General features: G+C 44.5%; 12 protein-coding genes. 10 read left to right on the top strand and 2 right to left on the bottom strand.

Annotation, left to right across the window (positions count from 1 at the left end; translation table 11 throughout):
• Position 1: 1 nt before the first annotated feature.
• Positions 2-397, bottom strand: coding sequence for a DUF7670 domain-containing protein (locus MR041_RS12805; protein ID WP_242094536.1), 396 nt, complete (start codon positions 395-397; stop codon positions 2-4).
• A 586-nt stretch (positions 398-983) separates the two neighbouring features.
• Between MR041_RS12805 and MR041_RS12800 the strand changes: the two genes are divergently transcribed.
• From MR041_RS12800 to MR041_RS12775, 6 genes are all read left to right on the top strand, one after another.
• Positions 984-2,789: a M61 family metallopeptidase gene (locus MR041_RS12800; protein ID WP_242094534.1), complete on the top strand. Its 1,806-nt coding sequence runs from the start codon at positions 984-986 to the stop codon at positions 2,787-2,789.
• A 452-nt stretch (positions 2,790-3,241) separates the two neighbouring features.
• Positions 3,242-5,125 carry a right-handed parallel beta-helix repeat-containing protein gene (locus MR041_RS12795; protein WP_242094532.1) on the top strand — a complete coding sequence of 628 codons (1,884 nt, stop codon included), beginning with the start codon at positions 3,242-3,244 and terminating at the stop codon, positions 5,123-5,125.
• Positions 5,126-5,162: 37 nt separating this feature from the next.
• Positions 5,163-8,276, top strand: coding sequence for a SusC/RagA family TonB-linked outer membrane protein (locus MR041_RS12790; RefSeq protein WP_242094530.1), 3,114 nt, complete (start codon positions 5,163-5,165; stop codon positions 8,274-8,276).
• A gap of 11 nt (positions 8,277-8,287) precedes the next feature.
• Positions 8,288-9,931, top strand: coding sequence for a RagB/SusD family nutrient uptake outer membrane protein (locus tag MR041_RS12785; RefSeq protein WP_242094528.1), 1,644 nt, complete (start codon positions 8,288-8,290; stop codon positions 9,929-9,931).
• Positions 9,932-10,079: 148 nt separating this feature from the next.
• Positions 10,080-11,366 (top strand): sulfatase, encoded by a 1,287-nt coding sequence (locus MR041_RS12780; RefSeq protein WP_242094526.1) that lies wholly within the window; start codon positions 10,080-10,082, stop codon positions 11,364-11,366.
• Positions 11,367-11,435: 69 nt separating this feature from the next.
• The gene (locus MR041_RS12775; RefSeq protein WP_242094524.1) at positions 11,436-13,223 is read left to right on the top strand and encodes a right-handed parallel beta-helix repeat-containing protein; all 1,788 of its coding nucleotides are present in this window, start codon (positions 11,436-11,438) and stop codon (positions 13,221-13,223) included.
• A 20-nt stretch (positions 13,224-13,243) separates the two neighbouring features.
• Here the strand turns inward: MR041_RS12775 and MR041_RS12770 are convergent, their stop codons facing one another.
• The gene (locus MR041_RS12770; protein WP_242094522.1) at positions 13,244-17,206 is read right to left on the bottom strand and encodes a hybrid sensor histidine kinase/response regulator transcription factor; all 3,963 of its coding nucleotides are present in this window, start codon (positions 17,204-17,206) and stop codon (positions 13,244-13,246) included.
• Between the two features lie 723 nt (positions 17,207-17,929).
• Here MR041_RS12770 and MR041_RS12765 point away from each other — a divergent pair.
• The 4 genes from MR041_RS12765 (at position 17,930) to MR041_RS12750 (ending at position 25,835) form a co-directional block, all read left to right on the top strand.
• The gene (locus MR041_RS12765; protein WP_242094520.1) at positions 17,930-20,932 is read left to right on the top strand and encodes a SusC/RagA family TonB-linked outer membrane protein; all 3,003 of its coding nucleotides are present in this window, start codon (positions 17,930-17,932) and stop codon (positions 20,930-20,932) included.
• A gap of 18 nt (positions 20,933-20,950) precedes the next feature.
• Entirely contained in the window at positions 20,951-22,468 is a 1,518-nt protein-coding gene (locus tag MR041_RS12760; protein WP_242094519.1) for a RagB/SusD family nutrient uptake outer membrane protein, read from the top strand.
• Between the two features lie 274 nt (positions 22,469-22,742).
• The gene (locus tag MR041_RS12755; protein WP_242094517.1) at positions 22,743-24,317 is read left to right on the top strand and encodes a sulfatase family protein; all 1,575 of its coding nucleotides are present in this window, start codon (positions 22,743-22,745) and stop codon (positions 24,315-24,317) included.
• A 207-nt stretch (positions 24,318-24,524) separates the two neighbouring features.
• Positions 24,525-25,835 (top strand): T9SS type A sorting domain-containing protein, encoded by a 1,311-nt coding sequence (locus MR041_RS12750; protein WP_242094515.1) that lies wholly within the window; start codon positions 24,525-24,527, stop codon positions 25,833-25,835.
• Positions 25,836-25,843: the final 8 nt, after the last annotated feature.

Genomic DNA, 25,843 nt, shown 5'->3' with positions numbered 1-25,843 from the left:
TCTAATCTTGTTGATTATTCCTTGCTTTTTTTCTCTTGAAATGACTGATCATAAAAAGAATACCAACGACAGCAAAAGGAATGGTAATGCTAAAAATAATACCCAGACTCATAAAAATAGAATGGTTCATTCTATAATTGTGTGAAAACACAATCGGGCTTAAGGACAGACCAATGATCAAAAATACGATCCCCCCGATCAATTCCTTTTTCCAGGCCAGAATGAGCAGGGCAATTAAAATAAATGAGGGTATGAGATGCATTAGAAATCCACCAATCTGTTGCCAGAAGGACAATTCGGGTGAAAAGGCATCCAAAGCAAATAAGCTTATAAATAAAATAGCCAGGATACAGAGCAAACGGGGCGTCCAATACCAGAATTTCAAATTCGTTTTCACACGTTTAAATTTTAGTAATTATTTGATTTCATATTAAATATAAAATTGAGAACGTGTGCAACCGCTACGCTCTCACATTAAAAATTTTAAACATCCCCTTATGTGAAGAAATTTTTAAAGTTTTTAATGTTCGTTTCATGATGACCTATTATTTTGAAAAACAAATATAATACTATCAGCATCATTCTCCCATGAGAGATATCAGTTAATCCGTGTACTTAGAACAAATTGATCCATCCGGAGGGGTAACCAAACCATGCCATGATCATTAATGAACCGTTTCTTAAGGCCTTACCCATTTCATTATCCCGGGGGTCTCAACGAACAACAGGACCGTGAAGGCATTTCCATGTCCAATCAAAAGATGCGTGTAACGTTTCCGGCTCCAGTGTCGTCTTTTATCTATACGAACCACAAAACCAATGATCGATTTACAATTTAAGGAAAAACCCGAACACCTCAGGAGCAAGAGCATATCATTGTAATCTACTGAAGTCGCTCCCCTCTGCGTATATCCCTGTTTTTTTCCTTATCTTATAAATTCTGGTTAAAATCAAGTTCACCATGAACAGAAAAGAAATACATTATGATGCTTAGACTCTTTATCCTATCCCTATGGTCCCTGAGCCTGTTTGCTCAGGACGGCCCAATCGTTTATGAAGTTGACCTTACCAGGCAAAACGATGCGTTTAATGTTACCGTAACAGTACCTCAATTATCTGAGAATGATGCTGTTTTCAGTTTTGTATCCTATGCGCCCGGTGTGCATCAACCATTGGATTTTGGACGCTTTGTAAAATTGTTTAAAGTCTACGACGAGCTGGGGAACGAACTCCTAACAAATAAAATCGCCACCAATGATTTTGAAATCCTGGAACCTGCTAAGGTCTCTAAAATTGTCTATGAAATAGATGATACCTTCGATATGGATACACAGTATCACCCCATATATCCCATGAGCGGAACAGGGATCTGCGAGGACTATACGATTCTGAATTCTCACGGTGTTTTCGGCTATTTTAAGGGGTTGAAGGATCGCCCGATTAAGTTGAAACTTGAGCTAAATGGATCTCAGACCATTGGTACGGCATTGAACCTTGGTGAGGACGGATATTATGAGGTGGCATCCTATTATCATCTAACAGATTCTCCCATTCTAATAGGACGGCAATTGTCCTATGCCTCCACAGATGTCGGAGATATTCAGGTTGAAGCCTATGTCCATTCGCCATCCGGTAACATATCTGCCGACATGGTTCTGGAGCAGGCCTCGGACATACTGCACGCTGCCCATGCCTATATCGGGTATTCCCCGGTAAAGCGATACACCTTCCTGATGTATTTCTCCTCTCATGAGGATATGCAGGCCATGCCTGTATTTCGAAACAGCGGGGCTTTGGAACATGCCTTGAGTTCAACCTATGCACTACCCGATATGCCTCAATATTTGCCCTTGTTAAAAAATGTCATTGCCCATGAGTTCATGCATATTCTAAGTCCATTACACCTTCACAGTGAGGTACTGGCCCATTTTGATTATTCCAGACCGGTCTCCGAAGATCATCATGTCTGGCTTTACGAGGGCGTAACCGAATGGGTGTCTTACATCATGCAGGTGAAGTCCGGAATTAAGACAGCGGAAGACTACCTCAAGTACCTGTCAGAGAAGGTCAATCACAGTCAGGAATACAATGCCGATTACAGTCTCACACGAATAAGTCATGAGTGGTCCACCGATGAAGGAAATAAGCAATACGGAAATATTTATCAGTTGGGTGCGCTCACTGCAGCCATGCTGGACATTAAATTGCTGCAACTTTCAAACGGGAAGCAAGGCTTAAGGGAGGTCTATCTCGCATTAATTCAAAAATATGGAAAGGACAATCCGTTTGACAACGCCACTTTCTTTGATACACTTGTAGAAATGACCTATCCGGAGATCTCTGATTTTATCGACAATCATATTAAAAACAACAGGCCTTTCGATTTCGAAACGGAAATGGCACCTCTCGGTATTCGCTATTATGAAAGAAGACCGCATCCGGATCAATTGCCAACCATGGGACTGGTTATAAGACCCAACACCAAGGGCCAACCCGAGGTCGTTAGCCTGTCGTCAGACTACCAGGGGACCAAAGTGACTGTTGGAGATATTATTACCCATATTGACGGTACGGCATTGAATCAGTCAACCTACCGTGATCTTACGGCAAGCATAAAAAAAATGAAGGTTGGTGATGCGTATCGATTGGACATCCTAAGAGAAGGCAAAGAGATGACCATTGATGAAGAGTTATACGCCAAGTACGATAATCATGTGTTTGAGTTTGATCCTGGTGCCTCAGCGGACGCTATAAGACTGAGACAAAAGGTCACTCAGAACAAGGACTAGTCTTCTAAACTAACAAGCAAAGTATTACTAACAAAATAGAAAATTCATGGTTGTTCGGTTATTCATATTATGGTTTAAACCGAACGATGACTTCCATGAAGTTTAACAGGACGGATACTGGGAAATCCTGATATCGGAAACCAGTCAGATTTTGATATGACCATGGAAATAATAAAAAAAATCGCTCGGGAAATACAAATCTAACTGTTTGCTCTTCCTCATCTTATTTCATCCAATCCCAAGGAAATTATTGAGCGCATGTCAGCGATCCCGAACTATTTCGAACCCTCTCCCGGAATTTAATTGTCCATTTCGTAACATATTCCTTCCATTTTGTAACATTCTGTAATTTGTTACAAAAGCGTAGGGCAATGTTACAGCATTTTTCGTTTCCATCGCATCTAAATCCTACTTTTAAGTAGCATATAACATGCCTTGTTAAACGTTCATCTATGAAGCAAACCATTTATAAAGTCATTGTATCGACATTCGTATTTGCCGTATTCTTTTGGGGATGTGAGTCCACTTCCAAAAACACCGAACAAGATCATTCCGAGAGCTATTACGACCTGAGTGACTCCGACCTCAGTGAGGCCGACGACGTCACACCCATCGTCGTCGAGGCTTTGGAAAAATGCAAAGAAGGGGGTTACAAGGGGATACGATTTCCCAAAGGCACCTATCACTTTTACCCCACCTATGCGCCGGATGTCTATGCAGCCATCACAAATAATGATAACGGTCTGAAGCGTACCCCTTTTCCCATAATCAATTTTAAGGATTTTCACATCGATGGGGGCGGCTCAGAATTTATATTTCACGGTAAAATGGTCCCCTTCATCATTGAAGAAAGTACCAACATTAAGGTCTCCGGTTTCAATGTGGACTGGGAGGTGCCCTTTTTTGCTCAGGGTACCATTGTTGCCAATAATTCCAATGCAAAGACCTTCGATGTCCGAATGGAAACCCCTTTCCTCGTTGATGAGAACCGCATTTATCTGACCCTCGAGAGAGAGGATTCGCCTTACGAACAAAAATTTGGCCATCGGTACGCCAAACAGGAAAAGTACCATCAAAGGCTCGGTCAGAATATCATATGGGACCGATCGACCAAAGCACCGCTCTATAACCATGTATTATACAGTGGTTTTGATAACAGTTATTTCTTCGGGGCGGAAGCCTTAAATGACAGTACGGTTCGCCTGACCTCCAAATACAGGAAGGTGCCCCCGGTAGGGTCCGTATTCATTTCCAAAGGAGAGTATCTCTACAACAGGCAAAACCCCGGATTTCGGGTGTTCAAATCGAAAGACCTCTTGTTTCAGAACATCAATGTGTATCATGCAGGGGCCATGGGTCTCATCGCAGAGCGCTCTGCCGATATTACGCTAGACAGCTTTAACGTCGTATTAAGGGAAGGCAGTAACCGGTTGGTGACCACCATTGCCGATGCGACACACTTCTGTAACTGCAAAGGCCTAATCACCATTAAGAACTGCACCTTTGAAAATATGCTGGACGATGCGACCAATGTACACGGCACCTATGCCAGGGTTAAAAAAATCATCGCGGACAACCAGGTGGCCTATGAGACCTATCATCCGCACCAAAAGGATTATTTCTTTGGGGCCAAAGGTGATAGCGTCCGTATTATAGACCATCATACCCTGCTTCCCAAATCCGACATATTGATCATCGAGGATGTGAAGCGTATCAATGAAAAGGTATCGATCCTAAGCTTTAACACCTCCGTAAAGGACATTGCACAGGAGTTCGATGGGATCGATAATGTCTCCTGGCATGCTTCCGCAACCATTGAAAACAATACGATAAGAAATAACAGGGCCCGGGGTTTTCTTATTTCAACAACGCGCAAAGTGGCGATCCGCAATAATTACATCTCCTCCCAAATGGCAGCCATGCGGATGTCCGGCGATCTCCAATTATGGAATGAGTCCGGACCATGCGATAGCCTCCTTATCGAAAACAACAAGTTTGTAAACAATCTTCATGGCGGAAATAAACAAGCCGTACTGCTTATCGATCCGGAGCAGGAAGTGGTGGAGGACAAGGATAAAGGCTTTTATCATAAGGATATCATCATCCGAAATAATGAGTTTTACACCTTTGATGCACCCATCCTGAGGGCAGAGTCGGTTGACGGATTGGTGTTCGAGTCCAATAAGGTCATTCAAACAGATGCCTACGAACCCCTATTCCCCAATGAGCCCAACCTAAAAATCAAACATTGTAAGAACGTAACTTTAAAAGACAATACCTATACTTTATTATCGGGAGCTAATGCCGATCTAACGATAGATTCAGATCTGGAATAACATGACTATACTAAATAACTTAAATTAAACTACAATTATGAGAATTAAATCATTACTTTTTTTGCTGTTTATACTGACTGCGGCCATGGATGTCGTGGCTCAGGTGGATGTGAGTGGCGTTGTACGGGATAACGAAACAGGGGATCCCCTGTTAGGTGCGACGGTGCTTATTAAAGGAACCAACAATGGAACCATAACCGACATGGACGGTGCGTTTCAGCTGTCTGTGGACAACCAGAATGCTGTGCTCGTCATTTCGTATACAGGTTATAAAACCATGGAAGTTAAAGCGGGCAGCAATCTGCAGATCAATTTAAATGTTGATATTGGTAAATTGGACGAAGTGGTCATCATTGGTTACGGTACCCAAAAGCGAAGCGATCTGACCGGCTCCTTAGCGGGGGTAAAATCAGAGACCCTTATGGAATCGCAAACCACCGATGTCTTCTCGGCAATGCAGGGTAGAATGGCCGGTGTTCAGGTATCTTCAGATTCGGGACAGCCCGGCGGGGGTACCAATTTGGTCATTAGAGGACAGACCTCCATCAACGGTACCTCATCGCCACTATTTGTGATAGACGGGGTTCAGATTGATGTCAATTACGATGAAGTCGCTACAACGGGCTCTTCACAGTCCAGAATCAATCCCTTAACTGGTATCAATCCCGGTGATATCGAGTCCATTGAAGTCTTGAAAGATGCCTCGGCCACCGCTATCTATGGGTCAAGAGGTGCCAACGGGGTTATTATTGTGACTACGAAAAAGGGATCGGATGGCCGATTAAACGTGGATTACACCTATAATTTAGGCGTTTCCAATGCCATTAGGAGAATGCCGGTATTATCAGCTCAGGATTACATCACCTACCAGGAGGAACGTGGCAACACGCAATTCTTAAACGAGGACACCAATAACGATGGCGTTTTTGAGACGCCAAGAAATTTTGATGAATTGGAATCCTACGACTGGCAGGATGAGGTCTTACGATCCGCCATTACCCAACAGCATCAGCTATCCATCAGAGGCGGTAATAAAACAACAAATTATTCCGCCGGACTGGGTGTGCTTGACCAGGAGGGTATTATCACCAATAATGAATACGACCAGTACAATCTAAGATTAAGGATTAATAGCAATGCCAGTGAACGACTGTCACTGGGCTTTAGCTCCAATGCCTCCTATTCGGTTCTGGGCGGAGTTGCCAATAGTGGCGGACCCACGAGCTTCACCGGAGTTACCCAGCAAATTCTTATGGGGAACCCCTGGGAAATTAGATCGAATGATATAGATGTTACGGACGATGCCTGGGTAAGTCCCCTGGCACTGATTAAGGAATCTGATAAATCAACCAGTGTCCTAAGGATCTTTTCCAGCTTTAATTTGGATTACAAGATTTCGGATGCCTTTAAATATACAGCGGTCACGGGAGCCAACATCAGTCACTCCAAGGTAAAGGAGTTTTACAACTCGCAAACCTCATGGGGTCGGCTACAGAATGGCCGGGCTAGGGTGAAGGAAGTCAATACCTATTCCTATAACCATTCTTCCCAGTTGCATTTCAACAAGACCTTCGGGTCCGATCACCGCATCGATGCGATGGCGGCATTCGAAATTTATCATTACAATTTTGAAGACTTCGAGAACGAGGTCACCGGTTTTGAGAACCAGACCACCGGTGTCAATAACATAAGCGTAGGAACTTCGGTAAGTAACTATACCACCCAAAGATGGAATACCAACAGGCTTTCTTATCTTGGCAGGGTTAATTACGCCCTCTTTGACAGGTATCTCATCACGGCCAGTATCCGGGCTGACGGATCCGATAAATTTGGTGAAGGCAACCGTTGGGGATACTTCCCATCCGGGGCTATAGGCTGGAAGGTCTCTGATGAAGGCTTTATGCAGAACATTACGGCCATTTCCAACCTCAAACTGAGATTGAGCTATGGAGAGACCGGGAATGAGCGTATTCCTGCATACACCTACCTGGCCCAGTTGGATCCGACCTTCTACGCCAGTAATGATAACCTTATCTTTGGTCTTGCACCATCCTCCATTCCCAACCCGGACCTGAAGTGGGAGACCACCAATCAATATAATGCGGGTATGGACCTCGGGCTTTTTGGAGGCAGCTTGACCTTAAGCGCAGACTTTTACAAAAAGATCACTGAAGACCTCTTGTTGAATGCACCCATTCCGTCACAAAGTGGATTTAACTCCCAGTGGCAAAACATAGGTCGCATTGATAATGAAGGTTTAGAACTGCAATTGACTTCGTTTAATATCAGTAAAAATAATTTCACATGGCGAACCGATTTCAACATTTCCTTCAACCGCAATGAGGTGAGGGATCTGGGAGGTGCGGAATTTATCCCCGTGTCTACCGGCGGCGGTTGGCAATCCAATGTAGGTAGAATCATTGTTGGGCAACCCATAGGTACCATGTTTGGATATGAATTTGACGGTATCTATCAGATAGACGATTTCACCTGGGATAACAACAGTGACCCGAACATTCCTCACGACGACAGAACCTATGTCCTGAAGGAAGGCCTCCCCGTGTACTCAGGGACAGCCCTTCCGGGTAGAATGAAATATGTAGACACCAATGGCGATGGCTTTATCAATGACGACGACAGGAAAGTGATTGGTGACAGTAACCCGGATCATTTTGGCGGTATCAACAACACCTTCACTTATAAGAACTGGGATCTGTCCGTATTCTTCCAGTGGTCCTATGGCAACGACCTCTACAATGCGACCAAGGTAAGACTGAATGGGGTGACACCTTGGATGAACATTGATCAGGACTATTTTGAGAATCACTGGACCCCTAATAATCCCAACAATTCCTACCCGGCTTACGGGTCAATCGATCAGGCCATTGCCTCGTCGTATTACGTAGAGGATGGGTCCTATCTCAGACTGCGAACCGTTTCCTTAGGTTATAAACTCCCCAAGGAAATTACCGATAAGTTAGGTGTAAATTCCGTGAAGTTCAACCTGATTGGAAATAATTTAGCCACCTGGACCAAGTATAACGGGTGGGATCCTGAAGTTAATTTTAACAATCCATTGCTTTCAGGATTCGATCGAATTGCTTATCCTAGAGCCAGGAATTTTACCTTAAGTCTTAAAGCAACATTTTAAAAATATTCACTATGAAAAATTATATTAAATACCTATCATTTTTAGTGTTGTTTCTTTCAGTCCTATCCTGTGAGGATACGCTGGAACCAACACCATATTCGTTCACGGCACCCGAGAATTTCTATCAGTCTGCACAGGATGCGGAAATCGCCCTTGTGGGAGTTTACAATACGCTGACCGCAGGTAGTATTCAGGGCGCAGGTAATGCCTCCTCATTCAGAAGAGATCTCTTTGAGATGCTGGTAGGAGGAACAGGTGAAGGCGTTGTACCCGGAAGATTTGCCAACAGAAGAGGTGGAGAATGGGGAACAGGTGCGTTCACCAGCCAGGATCCAGAACTCAATAACGCCTGGTTCTTTCTCTATGCAGGGGTGGGTCGTGCCAACAGTTTACTTGAAAACTTACCCAATATCCCGGATGCGGAATTTTCGAATACAAGGAAAGCCGAAATTGAAGGTGAAGCGAAACTGCTGAGGGGCTACTACCATATGATGCTCACCATGATGCATGGAGCGATCCCGGTTTATACGAAATTGGATGACGATCCCCTAATGGGCAGAAAACCGGTACAGGAGGTTTATGCCGCGATCCTTTCAGATCTTGAATTCGCTTATCAAAACCTCCAGGACAGGGGGCCACGGGCCGGTGCTGTCGATAAATGGACTGCAGCAGGCTTACTGGTTAAAGCGCATACCTACCTGGCCAGTATGAAAACCAACGGGCTGAGTGATTTTGGTTATACACCCAATAGTTTCGACTGGGTTAACGCTACGGACAGTTACACCAAGGCAGCCACCATATCGGCCGACATCGTAGCGAACAGCGGGTATACCCTGACGGCTAACTATGATCGTTTGTTCAGGGCATCCACCAAAACGGCACAGTCTGAGGAGGTGATGCTGTCTGCGGAAGGCTCATCCGACGCCTCTCAACAGGTCATCACTATCGTAGTGAACAACTTCTTACCACAGGGTAACGCGCGAACCGTAGGTGGTGGATCGGGGTGGACCCGTCCGACAGGGGAACTCTATGATTTGTATCATCCATCCGATTTCCGCTTCAGTCATAATGTCTCCGGAAATTTGGGAGGTAATCCGAACATACTTGACGTGCTTGAAATTGACGGCGTCCGGTATTACCAGCCCAGAACCCTTCCCGGTAAAAATGCCGGTATCATGAGTGTCGGTAAGTACCGAGAAAAAGATCCCGCACAGAAGAGCTATGCCCCCTGGGCAACGAGCCTCTCCTTCCCCCTCTTAAGGTATGGCGATATTCTGCTTCTGCGTGCTGAGGCCCTCTATTATACCGGAGATGAACCCGGTGCAAGGGCCATGTTAACACAATTGCGTCAGCGCTCTGTTATCGCCCCTGCAACAGTGGATGATCTTAACGCGGCCTATTTCAACTCGGATTTTGTCAAGGAACTACAGGAAGAGCGTTCAAGAGAACTCTGTTTCGAAATCTGGAGACGAATAGACCTGGCGCGATTCAATATCTATGATGAGACCGTAAACGGATTGGATCCGAACAACGGATTCTATAATAGCAGTGTAACCCTGTTACAGCAAAACTGGAAATCTGAAAAGGTGTGGTTCCCCATACCACTTCAGCAAATTGATTTGAATTCAAATCTTGTCCAGAATCCGGGATACTAGTTAATAGTTTGAGTTAGTTAAGATAAAGAGCTATGCGCGAGTAGATCATTTGATTCGGCATAGCTCTTTCTAATTTTGAGACAGCGACATGAAGCACAGCCTTTTAATCTTAATCTCAGTTCTCTATATACTGCTATACCTACTGCTTATGCCGAAAGTCACAGGGCAGTCGCAACCCCATGTGGTACTGCTCTTTGTGGATGACTGGGGCTGGTCGGATGTCGGTTTCAGAAATGACCGCTTTCTCACTCCGCATATCGATCAGTTAAAGCAGGAAGGAATGGAATTTACGAGGGCCTATATCCCCACACCCACCTGCAGTCCGAGCAGGGCCAGTTTGCTCACCGGAAAGGAGGCCATTCGCCTGGAAATGCCGCGACACATCGAACAGAAAAACAAGGATGGGACGAACGATGAGAAATACAATTACTGGAAAACCGATCCCGCGCAAATGCCTTCCATCAATTGGTTGCCGCTTGAAGAGCAAACCTATGCCGAGGTCTTAAAAGAACAGGGGTATTACAACATGTTTATTGGGAAATGGCATCTGGGTCATGAACCCTACTATCCGATCTATCAGGGCTTTGATGCCATGTTCGGCACCGGCAACTGGGGACATCCAAAAAGTTACTACCCTGACTTCTTTAAAGACGACCTGCTGGAAGACTACTCCGATGCCTACCTGACTGATGTATTGACGGATAAAGCCGTTGAATTTATCAGCGATTACGATAAGGACGTCCCTTTTATGATGTCGCTTTGGTACTATAATGTGCACTCACCCCATGTGGGCCGTAAGGACCTGGTGGAACAGTTCCTGGAAAAGGGGTATAGCGACAAGGAAGCGACCTATGCGGCCATGGTGGCCAGTATGGACACCTCCGTAGGACGGGTAAGAAGGGCCTTAAAGGATAAAGGAATCGATAAAAATACGGTGGTCCTGTTGATCTCCGATCAGGGTGGTTTCTTCAGCAATGCCCCCTTATCCGGTGGTAAAATCGGGGGGAACACCTTGGGAGAGGGCGGGGCCAGAGTGCCATTCCTGGTATATTATCCCGGGGTGACCACTCCAGGCGCTGTATCCGATACCCCCATCCAAACCATCGATGTGTTCCCTACACTGGCTGAGATCGCCTCCGGAAACAGGTATAACTCAGATGACATTCAGGGGGTAAGCCTCATGCCTGAATTGAAAGGGAAAAAGCTGAAGTCCCGAGACCTGTTCTTTTATAGAAGTTATGAGGACCAGTATGCGGCCATCCTCTCAGGGGCATGGAAGCTGATTAAATACAGAAGCGGCACATATGAACTGTTCAATGTGGCCGATGATATTTCGGAGCACACGAATCAGATCGGTACCGGTCTTCCCATCGAGAAGACATTGAAAAGTAAGCTCAGAAAATGGGAAAATCGAGCCGTTCCAACATATGAATGATAACATGTTCTGATCAGTAAAACAGGACGCTTTAACAACAAACCGATAGCGATGAGAAAACTAATACTGATGTTAACTATACTTGCGGTGTCCACCAGTCTTGGTATGGCTGAAACAGGTGATCCCATAATCATAAAGCCGGTTGATGGCGATATGACACCGGTCATCAATCAACTGCTTGAGGAAACAGAAACGAAGGACATCCACCTCGTATTCGAAAAGGGCATATACCGATTTATGCCGGACTATGCCACTGGGAAATACCTGGACATTACGAATCACGGGAATGGATATAAGCGCATCATCTTTAACTTCAGTACATTTCGCTCAGTCACCATTGAGGGTAATGGGGCCGAATTCATCTTTCACGGTCAGGCCATGCCCTTTCTGTTCGAAGCTTGTGAACGCATTTCCATAAGTGATCTCGTTATAGACTGGGACATTCCGTTTACCTTTCTCGGTGAAGTTATTGCGGTCAATGAGAAGGAGGGGTGGCGCGACATTAAGCCGTTCAGGGACGGATTCTCCTGGAAGATTCGAAATGGCAAACTGGAATTTCCGGATATTGACGGTTTCAGTTACACCTATCCGGGAAGTACGCTGGCATTTGATCCTGCAGCAAAACGACCGGTTCATGGGGCCTGGGATGTTCACAGTCATCCGCGATGGGTGGAAAAATTACCAAATGGGAATTTGAGGTTCCATGAATTCCTCAAGCACTATCCTCCGGTTGGTGCCTTGCTGAGTTCCAAAGGGGATCGGGAGCATGACCGCTATGCGCCGGCATTCGATTTCAAGACCTCCTCAAATATCGAGCTCGATGGTGTCATCATTCACCATGCACTGGGAATGGGCTTCCTCTTTGAGCGTTCCGAGGATATTCGACTGATCAATTCAGGTGTTTATCTCCGAGAGGGTACGAACCGGGTGATCTCCAGCACGGCAGATGCCACCCATTTCTGTAATTGCAGAGGTGCAATAGTCATAGAGAACTGTCGGTTCGAGAACATGCTGGACGATGGTACCAACGTTCATGGCACCTATGTTGAAGTCGATGAGGTGCTCGACCAGCATACGCTTCGCACCCGATTAATGCATTTTGAACAGCGTGGATTTCAATTTGCAGCTCCGGGAGACGCGGTCTGGTTCATCAGACAACCCTCTCCTCAGCGTGCCGACACTGCAGTGGTTCGGAATGTGAAGTACATTAACGATACCTTTATGGACATAAGTTTTGAGACGCCCCTGCCCTCAGGCTTGCAACCCGGTGATATTCTGGAAAATAAAACATGGAATCCTGAATTCACCATGCGCGGTTGTACGATAAGGAATCACAGGGCCAGGAATGTGGTTCTTAAAACACCGCTCAAGACCATCATTGAAAACAATCGCTTCTCATCCATGATGTCGACCATTTTTTTCAGAGGGGAGACCTTCTTCTGGTTCGAGTCTGGTGCGGTAGACGATGTCCTGATACAAAATAACAGCTTTGATTACTGTGCCTACAGTGGTTCGGAACATGCGGTACTCAATATCACACCGCGGTTGGGAAAATCCTTTGATCCATCCATTCGCTATGACCGAAATATCCGTTTTGTAAACAACACCATCCGCACTTTTGGTAACAGGATTGTCATGGCGGACCGCGTCGATGGGTTGACCGTAAAGGATAATACGATCGTAAAAACCGATGGTATGCCGGAACTCTACCCCGGTACACCGCTCATCGAACTGACCAACTGTCAGAATACGGTGATCAGCGGGAACCGCTATGAAGGCGATTGTAAAACTGCCATTCAAGCAGACGAACAGAGCAACCGGACCTTATCCGTAGGGCGGAATAAAGGATTTAAGTAATAGGATCTGCTGAGTATGCCTTAAACAGAACTGCTCTTTTCCTTGAGATTGGCTATGTATTCTTTAGGCGTTACTTTGGTGATCTTCTTAAAGTTACTGTTAAAAATACCATAGTTGGTTATGCCCACGGCATTCATCGCCTCCTGTACGCGGTCGCACCCATGATCGAACATGTCTATGGCATATTTCATTTTTACACTGGTGATGATGCTTTTTCCGGTTTCACCAACCAGTGTCTTTAATTTGCGATGCAAATGCATCCTGCTCAACCCGACCTCTGAGGCAAGATCGTTCACCGTGAAGTTAGGATTGTTAATATTACGCTCAATGACCTGGTTAATGCTTTTGATGAGCTTCTGGTCATAGGAGGTGTAGTGTGTTTTGATTTCCACATTAATGTTATGATCCATGAGATAGGTCTTGAACTTGTTTCTTGTCTCAAGGATATTAGCCACTTTTCTGCGCAAGACCTCAGAGTTAAAAGGTTTGGTTATAAAATCCCAGGCTCCTGCTGAAAGACCTTTTTTCTGAAATTCAGCATCTGTTTTTGCCGTGAGAAAAATAACCGGGATATGGGATGTTTCATTATCGGATTTTAATTTCTCACACATGTCGATACCATCCATTAAAGGCATCATGATGTCACTGATAACGATATCCGGAAGATGTTCCCGGGCGAGAAACAATCCCTGTTCCCCATTATTGGCCTCTAAAACAGTATAATCATTCTGAAGACTGATCTTAAGGTAATTCCTCAAGTCATGATCATCCTCAACAATGAGAATGGTCTCCCCTTTCTCAACGACTTCCTCATCAAACACACTGGCATCATGAGCACTTGTCTGCACCTGATCCATTGCATTTTGGTCTTCCTCTTTGATGGAATAATACTGTCCTGATATCGGTAACCTGATCTTAAACATGGTTCCGTTCAAGTCGCTGTCTTCAACAGATATGCTGCCGCCATGGGCCTGAATAAGACTTTTGGCCAGATGCAGTCCAATGCCTGATGAGGCCCTGTCCTTGCCGTGATAAAAGCGTTCAAAAATAAGATCCTTCTGGTGATCAGGAACACCGGGGCCGCTGTCACTGACCGTAATAATGGCATAGTCAAGACCTGCTTCATCTTCAACCTTCAATGAAATATCAATGACACCTCCGGTTGGGGTATATTTAAAGGCGTTCGACAAAATATTGTAAAATCCCTTTTCCAACACATTGCGGTCAAAATAGCCTTCACATTTATCGAGATTTAAACGCAGATCGATTTCCTCACGCTGCACCTGCCATTGAAACGCTTTGGTGTATTCTCTTATGGCCTGACGGAGATCCATCTTGGTAACCCTCACCAGGTTTTCTCCTTCCGATATTTTTCCAAAGTCCAGCAACTGATTCACCAGAAAATTCATGCGCTGGATATTACGAGATACGATTTCCCTGCACATCTCTTTTTGTTCCCGGCTCAGGGTTTGGTTCATTAAATCATTGAAGGGGGCAAGAATCAGAGACAGCGGTGTTTTAAATTCATGACCCACATCAACGAAAAACCGCAACTGTTTCTCTCTAAGTTCTTTATCCTGGTTGATTTTGATTTTATCGAGTTCAATCTGATGGTCAAGACGCTGTTTGTTGAACCAAAAGTAAATGAAGCCGGAGATAATCAGACTCAGTATGATACCATAAATCACATAGGCAAAGTTGGTTTTCCATGGCGATGGGATGATGGAGAGGGGGAGGATAATTTCATTCGTGTTCCAGTTGCCTTCAATATCTTCGAGCTGTAACTGAAAGGTATAATCTCCAGGGTCCAGATTTGAATAGGATACCACAGGGTTAGTCAAGGTATAGACCCACTTATCATCATAACCCTCAAGACGATACCGGAATTTATTTCTTAAATTGTTGGTGTAATTGGTTCCGGAGAACTCAATTGACAGGTCGTTTTGTAAGTGATTCAAGGTCAGCTGCTCCGTTGAATTGATGTTTGCGTTTAATATCACCGATCCGAACAATTCGACACCGGGCTTTACCAATTCATTGTTTACCCTGAGGTTAGACAGCAGCAATTGCGAATGATAGGGATTGGGCGCAATCTCAAGTGGATTAAAATAGTTCACCCCGTTTGTAGTCCCTATGAAGAGATTGTCCTTATAGTACCCGAATGCTTCAGTCAAACTACTCGATAGGAGACCATTGTCATAGTTATAGACCCTTACCTTATTTTGATCTGTCCGGTATTGAATCAGACCATGCGTGTTGGAAAGCCATAGATGATGATTTGAATCTTCAGCAATACTCATGATTTTTTTATCCAATACGCCTTCCACATCAATCTGTTCGAAGACCTCAGCGCCCGGGGTCCTTTTAAACAGGCCGATATCGGTACCCACCCAAATCGTTTGATCCGCAGCCCGATGGAAACACCATACAGAGGTATTGGTGATGGGATGCCCATGAACATCCCTAAGCCCTTCCCTGTCCAACCGTCCCAGGTGACTCTTTTTATCGAGCTCAATCATTATCAATCCCTGGGATACGGTGCCTACCAATAACTGATTGGTCTCCGCCTGGAAGAACATAGAGAAAATGTCATACTGGCTTAAATTCTGAAAAAGGGGATAATCCTCCCAAAGCCATTTGATGTCATCATTCTCCTTTTTAAGTACCCCCTGAGAATTCCCCACGAACAGACGACCATAATCATCCTGGGTGATACATCGAAAATTTATGAGATCTCTTGCATCTTTATATACTATCTCGAGTTGCTCATCATTTGTTAAACGGTGCAATCCCTTGTTAGAGCATACATAGATCGTATTGTCAAATTTTTTAATCGCATTGATGTAATTGGCATCCAGACTCTTTATTTTATTCAACCGATGCGTTTGGAGATCATATTTAAAAAGACCTTCATTGTTGATCCCGAGAAGGAGCCGATCGCCATCGACCAGCATGGATCTGACATTGGGTCGGTTAATCCGTTCCAGGTCTATAGCATGAAAACCGGTATCGTACAGATTGGTATAGCACAATCCGTTTCGGTTGCCTACCCAGATATTATTGAATCGGTCATAATACACCTTAATAACCGTATTGCTCAGTAAGCCTCTTGGTTTATTCTTTGAACCGGTCATCTGGTTGACAAATTCCAATGCACTGTTCAGTTGTATGAGTCCATTACTTCGGGTTCCGATCCAGATGTTTCCAATGTGGTCTCTGGTCATGGACATAATGGACATCTCGGGAAGATCGGGATGATCCAATTTTATGGGCCCCTGAAGTCTGTCAATCGTATAAAGCCCTCTGTTCCCACCTACCAAAACAGCATAATTGGTATAGGCCAGACTGGTGAAGGCAATATTTTCAGATTGTGGCAGTCTTACCATTGTGTTCCCCTTTAAATGGAAGACCCCGCTATTCCCCGCAAAATAGATATCGCCCTCCGGCAACTGAATGCCATCTCTGATGTGCACCATACTCAAGTTGGGAACATATTCAAAACCGGGTTCAACCCCTTCATTCAACTTCAGGACTCCTGTTGAGGTTATGGCATATAGCGTATCATCTCGGGTCAAAAGAAAATTCGTTATAATACCTACATTATCCGGGGACTTCACTCTGATGAACCTTTCTTTTAACAGTGAATAATACGAAAAGAGGCCGGCCCCGGTACCGATCCATAAACGCTTCTTCTGGTCTTCCAATAGCGCGCTGACACGATTGTCCGGCAGACTTGAAGGATTGGCGGTTTCTCTGCGAAAGGTGATTAAATTTCTTCCATCCAAACGATTGAGACCATCATAGGTGCCGATCCACATGAAACCGTAACTGTCCTGTACGATGGAGTTGACATCATTTTGCGACAAGCCATCCTCGACCGTTAAATTTTTAAAATACAGCTCCTGAGCAGGTATCGGATCCATCAGTACTAAAAGGAAAACAAAAAGATACCCCAACAGTTTATACGGTTTAACAGCACCCATCCTAAGGTTCATTTTAAATTTAATTGAAAAGATACTTATTTTTAGTGGAACATGCATTGGATTCAATTGAAAGTATTCATCCACATCATACCATATGCTTCGGGATCTTCACTCCTTCTCCTTATGATATGATCCTTTCAGCCATCCCTGCCTCCAGACCCGGTTCACAGAATTGGAAATCCGTCTTTTTGCCGACCAGTTCTTCCTTATCACTCACAATTCATTGATCAGGCAAAGATTATTTCCTTTACAATTCATCCATCCCAAACCTAATAAAGTTAGACCAGGTCGAAGACTAAAAAAAATAAAATCCCCGTTGAATACCCAGGATGTTACAAATAAGAAGCTTTATGTTACAAATCCATATAAACGGAGCCTCGCAAATTTAGCGTTCGTTTTAGACCAAAGGTAAACAGCACAATGGCAGAACCAATGATGTTACAAATCCATTTCATTGTGTTACTCGTTGTGATATGAAAATTCAAAATTCCGTAGTACCTTGCTTATAAGATTTCATCAGACTTGTATACCTTATATGCACTTGTATGAAAACAAAGGGCGACATCTTAAAGGGGGTGACTTGAAATAACCGATTTAAATTGAAAGATCTGAGATTTAAAGTGATTGACCTAAAAACCCCTTTAAATTGGTCTGAATTAAAACCTGAGTGAATTAAAATATCACGACATTTATTCGTCATAAACTAACTAAATCAATTAACATATGAAACAACAACTAAACGCTAGAATCAAACGAACAGTGTTTTCAGGCATTATGCTGTTTGCCGTGTTCGTCCTGTATGGGCAGAATCCTGTTCAGGGAACCGTTACATCTGCTTCGGATGGAGCCCCCATTCCAGGGGTCAATGTGATTATCAAAGGGACCGCTCAGGGAACGGCTACCGATTTCGATGGCAATTTTACCATCAATGCAAGTCCTGATAATGTCCTGGTCTTTAGCTTTCTGGGCTATAAAACCCTGGAACAAACGGTAGGTAATCAAACCACTATGACCATTGTGTTGGAGGAAGACGCAGCCGCACTCGACGAGGTCGTTGTTGTAGGTTACGGTACTGCACGACGCAGCGATTTAACGGGGGCACTTACCTCTGTAAGCTCAAGAGACTTTGACAAACAACCATTAAACGATGTAAGCCAGGCCTTACAGGGTCGAGCTGCAGGAGTGCAGGTCACCCAAACTTCCGGTGCACCGGGCGGAAACTTTAAAATTAGGATCCGAGGTGCCAACTCCATTACAGGCAGTAATGAACCGCTGTATGTCATCGACGGACAATTTGCGAGCATTAACACCATTAACGTTAACGACATCCAGTCCATGGAAGTGCTTAAGGATGCCTCCTCCACGGCCATTTATGGGACCAGGGGTGCCAATGGAGTTATTTTAATTACTACAAAGACAGGGCGTTCCGGAAAACCAAAATTTGACGTGGACCTGTTTACAGGAATTTCTAATATTACTCAAAAATTGGATTTGATGAATGCGGCCGAATTTGCTGAGGGCGTTAACTTTTCGGATGGCACGGAGGTATTTACCGCACAGGAAATAGCGGATCTCAGAGCCAATGGCGGAGAGGACTGGCAGGAACTTCTGTTTCAGACCGCCCACTTTAACAATATCCAGCTTTCAGCCAGTGGTGGCAGTGATGCTGTGGATTATTATATTTCCGGTAATTATTATGATGCCGGTGGTACCGTGGTCGACCATCAGATGTTCCGACGACTGAATCTAAGAACCAATCTCAATGCCAAATTATCCGACAAAATAAAAGTGGGTCTCAATTTCAATGTGGGTCAAACAAAAGCAACCGGCATCCGAGCCGATCTGGGCGTGGGCTTGTCATTCGATCCAACCACGCCGGCATTCGATGACAATGGTGACTACAACTTTAATTCCATTAAGAATTTAGCCACCTCTCAAACCAATCCTTTGGTGGCTGCCGAGAACAATGTTCGTAGAAACATTAACGATCGCATCAGCATCAACGGGAACTTCAACTGGGACATTTTAGATAATCTGGTGTTCAATACCTCAGGAGGTCTTGTTAAGACGGACATCCACAACAATGCCTATGCCCCATTAATTTCGAGTGGCAGCGGCAGGGCAGATGTTGATAATATTTACAGAACCAATCTATATAACACCAACCGATTGACCTATACCCCCGATATTGGAGAGGACCACAGTCTGAAGATAGATGCCATCCATGAATTGGTGATCGACAGATCCAACAGCGTATTCATTACAGCGACTGACTTTTTCACGGATCTGGTCACCTACAAGGATTTAAGTGCGGCCAATGTTCAAACTGTGGCTAACAATGAGAGCAAAAGAGAATTGGAATCCTTCCTGGGACGGGTCAATTATGCCTTTATGAATAAGTATTTATTGACTGCATCGTTCAGGGCTGATGGCTCGAGCGTATTCCAAAAGGACAAATGGGGTTATTTCCCTTCAGGATCCCTGGCATGGAAGATTTCAGAGGAAGACTTTTTAAAAAACAATGAAACGCTTAACAACCTGAAACTGCGGTTGAGTTACGGTGAGGTTGGTAATCAGGGGATCAATGTTTTTGGAACACGATCTCGTGCTGTACTCGGTTTAGCGGTAAATTATCCGTTTGATGGCACTGATGTAACGGGTGTGGCTCCATCCAACCGAATTTCGAATCCGGATTTGACCTGGGAAAAAACGAAACAAATTAACATAGGTTTGGATTTGGGATTGTTCAACTCGGTCGTGGACCTTTCCTTTGACTATTACAAGAAAAATACAACCGATCTGTTGCTGGATACACAATTACCACCCTTTGTAGGGCCGACCAATAAATTTGTAAATGCCGGTGAAGTGGAAAACAAGGGTTTTGAAATTACCCTGGATGCCAGAATCCTGCAGAACGATAAATGGAATGTGACATCAACACTAAGTATCACCGGTAATAAGAACAAGGTGTTATCGCTTAACGATGATGTCCAGTTTTTGGTGGTGGGTGATGTGATTCGCGCCAATACCTTTCCTGTAAATCCCACGAGGGTTGAAGTTGGATTACCTATAAGTTCATTCAGAGGCTATGTTTTTGAAGGGGTGTATCAGTTGGGCGAAGAAACCGAAGCGGCCCAGTTCAATAAGGCGCCCGGTGATGCAAAATACAGAGACGTAAACGGTGATGGGTTGATTACAACAGACGATATCGTTACTGTGGGCGATGGAAACCCGGATTTCATATGGGGATGGAACTGGGACATCAGTTATAAAAACTGGAATTTGAACTTCCTGTTAACCGGATCACAGGGCAATGACATCTATAATCTGCAACGCGGCAGACTCATGGCCCTGGGTGCACAGCAGTTCCATGCCGTGCATGGGGATTACAGGAACCGATGGACCTCCACCAACCCAAGCAATATTCCATCAGGAAGGGATGGCACTGAAATCCTGTCCTCTCAATTTATTGAGGACGGTTCCTATATGACCATGAAAAATATTGCACTGAGTTATAATGTAGATCCTGATGTTCTGGACAAGTTCGGTCTGGATGGCCTAAGACTCTACGCAAGCGCAGAGAATCTATTCATTCTTACCGACTATACGGGATTTGACCCCGAGGCTACGGCATCGGTAAGCAATGAAGATGCGGATATTGGAATTGATTACAATACCTACCCGATAAATCGTTCTTTTACCTTTGGTATTAATGTTAAATTTTAATCTAAAAAAAATAATACTATGAATCGTATATATAACATATTGTTTTTGTTTGGGATGGTGATGCTTGTTAATGTCTCCTGCCTGGACCTGGAAGAGGATACGAGCAGTTTGCTGCAGGTGGGCCAAATTGCCAGTGAAGCCGATATTGAGGCTAATATTTCACCCATTTATATTTCTGTGCGTAGAACCAATAACGATCCACATTTTTTAAGGACCGCCACCTATGGGGCCGACGACATCACCACCTGGATTGCCGGGAATAAGGCCCCGTTGAGGGTGTTCGACAGATTTGATTATGGCAGTGGGGAGAATTCCGATATCAATTGGTTGCCCGTGGCATGGGATAACTATTGGAGAACCATCTATTACTGTAACACACTGATAGAGGGATTAAAAACCGCTACGGCGTCTGAGGCCCTTGTAAAACTGGCCGATGCCGAAGCACGGGTGTTTAGAGCCCATGCCTATCTTAATCTTGTAAAGATATACGGTAATGTGCCATTGATCCTGGATGGCTATTTACCCACCGGGGAGGAGCAGCGTGCCACCGTATTGGAAAACTACCAGCAGATTGAAAGTGACCTGCTGATTGCGGAAGTGTCCTTACCAACTCCCGGATCGGAAAGCACGGGACGTGCCTCTGCAGGTTTTGCCAAGACAGTTTTGGCCGATCTGTATCTCACATGGGCCGGTTGGCCGGTCAAGGATAATTCAAAATATGCCATGGCCGCAGCAAAGGCCAAGGAAGTTATTGATTACAACCATTACACCCTTCTGCCTATTGAAGAATTATGGACCTTTGAGGGTGCCATGAGTACGGAAACGGTATTCTCTGTTCGATATCCGGCCGATGAAAGTCGATGGGGTTCACAGGGCACTGCCTTTACATTTCACCAGGGTCGCGGTTTTTCAGACTGCTTCCCGGAGTTACGCTTTTTCAATGATTTCCCGGAGGGTCCGAGAAAAGATTACACCTTCCTCTTGGACATTCCCAACAGAAATGCCCCCGGAGGTGTGATCACACCCAGAAATCCTCCTACCATCCCCTGGGAGGACTCCGATCGAGGACACCCCATGTACAGGAAATATGTTTTTGCCGAGGACCTGACGGTGATCAGCAGACCGGTAAATTTCAGGCCTTATGATCTGTATCGCTATGCCGAGGTGCTGTTGATCTATGCGGAAGCTCAAGCCAGAGTTGGTGAAAATGCAAGCTCCATCGAAGCCCTTAATCAGGTGAAAAGAAGGGCTGCAGGTTTACCTTATTCGGTACCGAACGCTACGGTTGATGTGGCAACAGCAACGCCGAACGAGATCGTTGATGAAAAGGGCTGGGAACTGGCTGCCGAGAACAAACGCTGGTTTGATTTGGTGCGCACAGAGCGTGTGGCCGAAATGGCAGCTAAGAGAGATCCTTCTGAGCCCGTAACCCTGGTAAGGATGCCCACATCGGCGCAGTATATTGCACCAATTCCTTTTGAGTCCATTTCTCTGAGCAAATTGGTTCAGAACCCGGAAGGATTCAAGATACAATAACGGTCTGTCCCGAAGACAATAGATCGTTAAAATTTAGAAGCACAATCGTTATAGATAATTTGAGTTAGTTTAATCATGTATTAGTTTGGTGTTTGTCAATTGGATGTCGTTTTGGCGTCCGGTTGACAAACTTTATTAAGGGGTCCTGACAGCACTCATGCCTTGGCTCATCAGGAGTTCTTTGATCCACCTGTTCAATGTCGTTACTGCATACGACGCCTACATGAAAAGACACACTTGAGTGGAGATTTATTTGAACATAAAATACATAAACATGAACCTGAAATTTTACACCGTATGTCTGTGTCTCTTATTCATTTTTACCAATTGCAGGCAAAAACAGGACACCTTGGCACAACATCCTGATGTTAGTACTACCCCTGATAACACAAAGAAACCAAACATCGTGATCATCTATCTTGACGATCTGGGCTATGGCGATCTGGGATGCTATGGCGCTCCCACTTTAAAAACACCGCATATTGACGCCCTGGCCAATGGCGGCGTAAAATTTACCAATGGATATGCAACCTCAGCGACCTGTACACCAAGCCGCTACGGCCTTTTAACCGGGGTCTACCCCTGGAAAAACAAACAGGCCAAAATCCTGCCCGGAACAGCCCCGCTCATTATTGACACCACACAGTTAACCCTGCCTAAGCTTTTGAAAAAAGAGGGTTACCATACGGGTATTGTAGGCAAATGGCATCTCGGGCTCGGCATTGGTCAGGTGGATTGGAACACAACCGTTGCTCCCGGACCGAACCAGGTGGGCTTCGATTACGCCTATATCATGGCAGCGACCCAGGACAGGGTTCCGACGGTTTATATTGAGAATGGTCAGGTCGTGGGTCTGGATCCCAACGATCCGATTCAAGTGGATTATGCAAGCAATTTTGAAGGCGAGCCAACCGCCATTAGCCATCCGGAACGTTTAACCATGAAATGGCATCACGGCCATAACAACAGCATTGTAAACGGTATTCCCAGGATTGGTTACATGAAAGGTGGAGAGGCCGCCAAATGGAGCGATATCGACATGGCCGATCATTTTCTGAAAGGGGCGCAGGATTATGTGAAAAAACATAAAAATGAACCCTTCTTTTTGTACTATGCCATGCAGCAACCCCATGTGCCCAGAACCCCCCATCCTCGATTTGTGGGAAGCTCCGGCATGGGACCGCGAGGCGACGTGATCGTAGAAGCCGACTGGGCGGTTGGTGAATTTGTAAAAACACTGGAAAAAGAAGGGCTGTTGGAGAACACCCTCATTATCCTGTCCAGCGACAATGGCCCGGTTTTAAACGATGGTTATTACGATGATGCCGTCGAAAAATTAGGAGCACATGACCCCAACGGGGGCTTACGCGGCGGTAAATACAGTCTGTTCGAAGCCGGGACACGGGTACCGTTCATTACCTATTACAAAGGCACCATCACCCCTAAGGTCTCCGATGCCATTGTCTGCCAGCTGGATGTGCTGGCCTCTGTTGCACAGCTCATAGATACACCGGTAACCGATTTGGACAGTATGGCTATACTGGACACCTTTTTAGGGCACAGTGATGAAGGTCGGGAGGACCTTATTATTGAGGCCACCACGAGAACGGCCTTAAGGTCCGGTGACTGGTTAATGATACCGCCCTATGAGGGAAAGACCTACGAAGAACAAGTAGGGATCGAGACAGGGAGTTCCAACGCCTATCAGCTGTACAATCTAAAAAACGATAAGGGCCAGAAATACAACCTGGCAGCTTCATATCCTAAAATACTGGAGTCGTTGACCGCTAAATTTGAAGCCTTAAGGGGAACAGATTACAACACTATTGAGCAGCTCGAATTAAAATAGTTTTAAAAAGCGTACCAAACCATTCCTTTTATACTGATACAACATGATTTTCTTTTAATATCATGTAAATGTTACATTTTAATAGGCTTCTGTTACATTAAAATTCAGCGCCTGTTGAAATGAATTCTATTTTTGAATATCACTTTTAAAACTTCACAAAAAACAAACTTGTTTTGAGTGAAGGGCATTAACTAAAATTCAAAAACTATGAAAAACATTTACTTTGCATTACTATTTACCCTATGCCCGATTGTTCTGATGGGTCAAAATAACGATTTCACCAATGGTGGCGGAGATCTGCTTTGGTCTAATCCTGCAAATTGGTCTTTAAATGTTGTCCCAAACACTACTAATACAGGTATTGTTCGCTTGCCTTTAACCGTAGAGTCTCAGGTTGATTTAGATGTTACCATTAAAAAAATTCAGCCAACCTTTAGCACGCCAGGTGATTTTGCAATTGCCGGTAATAACACCTTATCAATCGATCCAGGGGCAAATGCTGTTTTAGGAATTGAAAACCTTTCAGGTAATGATGTAAGCATGACATTTAAAGGCAATGTAACCATCAACAATTCTACTACAGCTGGTATTAAAAATACACTGATGAAAAACTCAAATGGGAGTGGCAATACCATTATTTTCGATAATGGCTCTGTTTTAACACTTGAAACGCCTTTAGAAGTACGTTCAGGCTCTAATAATAATTTCAGTTTTAATGGCACTCTTGCCGGTACTGGTCCCCTCCGATTTAATGCTAATACCATTAGTACATTTGGTTCCACTTCAGATAATACCGGTCAAGGAGGAGATTTTGTTTGGGTTGGAGCAAATGCCTCAGTTATTGTAAATTCAGCAGATAACAATGTCTTCTTACCAAGTGGTAGAAAAATACAGATCAATGCAATTAATGGTTCCATTGAAGTAAATGGAGCAAATGTTTTTCAAGGAAATATCTCTATAAATGGCTCTAACACCTTTACATTCAACGTCGATAACAATCAGAACAACATGGGCATTATTACATTTGCCGGTGGAACAGCAGATGGTACTCTTATTTTAGACATTGATAATAGTGTAACAGAACTTTCATTTGCCGATACCTCAGGAGCTGCCTGGAATTCAGGGACAGTGAACATTACCAACTTTTCGGATGGTGTGCTACGATTCGGCACTGGCAATGGAGGTCTTACAACTCAACAATTAGCACAAATCGTCGTGAATGGCGGCAGTGAGCCTGTTGCCTTAGATTCGAACGGGTATTTGGTCCTTGAAAGTTCACTATCGACCAGCGATTTGGAATCCGATGCCGTGAAACGCATTTCCTATCCCTCTGTGGCCATTTCAAAGCTCACCTTCACAAAGCCTCAAGGGGATGTAAAAGTTTATGATCTCAGCGGCAGGTTGGCGATTCAAGATCAATCGAAGGGTCAAATGGAACTCCAGGTGAACACCTTAAACAAAGGCCTTTACCTTATCGTCTTTGATGATATAGTTGTTGAAAAGTTTATCAAAAAATAAACTGTAAA

It is taken from the genome of Aestuariivivens sediminicola (assembly GCF_022662015.1).
Taxonomy (GTDB): Bacteria; Bacteroidota; Bacteroidia; order Flavobacteriales; family Flavobacteriaceae; genus Aestuariivivens; species Aestuariivivens sediminicola.
The sequence above is the reverse complement of the archived record's forward strand: the minus strand, read 5'-3'. Positions and strand labels throughout refer to the sequence as shown.

Coding starts and splice junctions, on each gene's coding strand:
- MR041_RS12780 (WP_242094526.1), top strand. CDS start 10,080: ATGCCGAAAGTCACAGGGCAGTCGCAACCCCATGTGGTACTGCTCTTT.
- MR041_RS12765 (WP_242094520.1), top strand. CDS start 17,930: ATGAAACAACAACTAAACGCTAGAATCAAACGAACAGTGTTTTCAGGC.
- MR041_RS12750 (WP_242094515.1), top strand. CDS start 24,525: ATGAAAAACATTTACTTTGCATTACTATTTACCCTATGCCCGATTGTT.
- MR041_RS12790 (WP_242094530.1), top strand. CDS start 5,163: ATGAGAATTAAATCATTACTTTTTTTGCTGTTTATACTGACTGCGGCC.
- MR041_RS12800 (WP_242094534.1), top strand. CDS start 984: ATGATGCTTAGACTCTTTATCCTATCCCTATGGTCCCTGAGCCTGTTT.
- MR041_RS12760 (WP_242094519.1), top strand. CDS start 20,951: ATGAATCGTATATATAACATATTGTTTTTGTTTGGGATGGTGATGCTT.
- MR041_RS12755 (WP_242094517.1), top strand. CDS start 22,743: ATGAACCTGAAATTTTACACCGTATGTCTGTGTCTCTTATTCATTTTT.
- MR041_RS12775 (WP_242094524.1), top strand. CDS start 11,436: ATGTTAACTATACTTGCGGTGTCCACCAGTCTTGGTATGGCTGAAACA.
- MR041_RS12785 (WP_242094528.1), top strand. CDS start 8,288: ATGAAAAATTATATTAAATACCTATCATTTTTAGTGTTGTTTCTTTCA.
- MR041_RS12770 (WP_242094522.1), bottom strand. CDS start 17,206: ATGGGTGCTGTTAAACCGTATAAACTGTTGGGGTATCTTTTTGTTTTC.
- MR041_RS12795 (WP_242094532.1), top strand. CDS start 3,242: ATGAAGCAAACCATTTATAAAGTCATTGTATCGACATTCGTATTTGCC.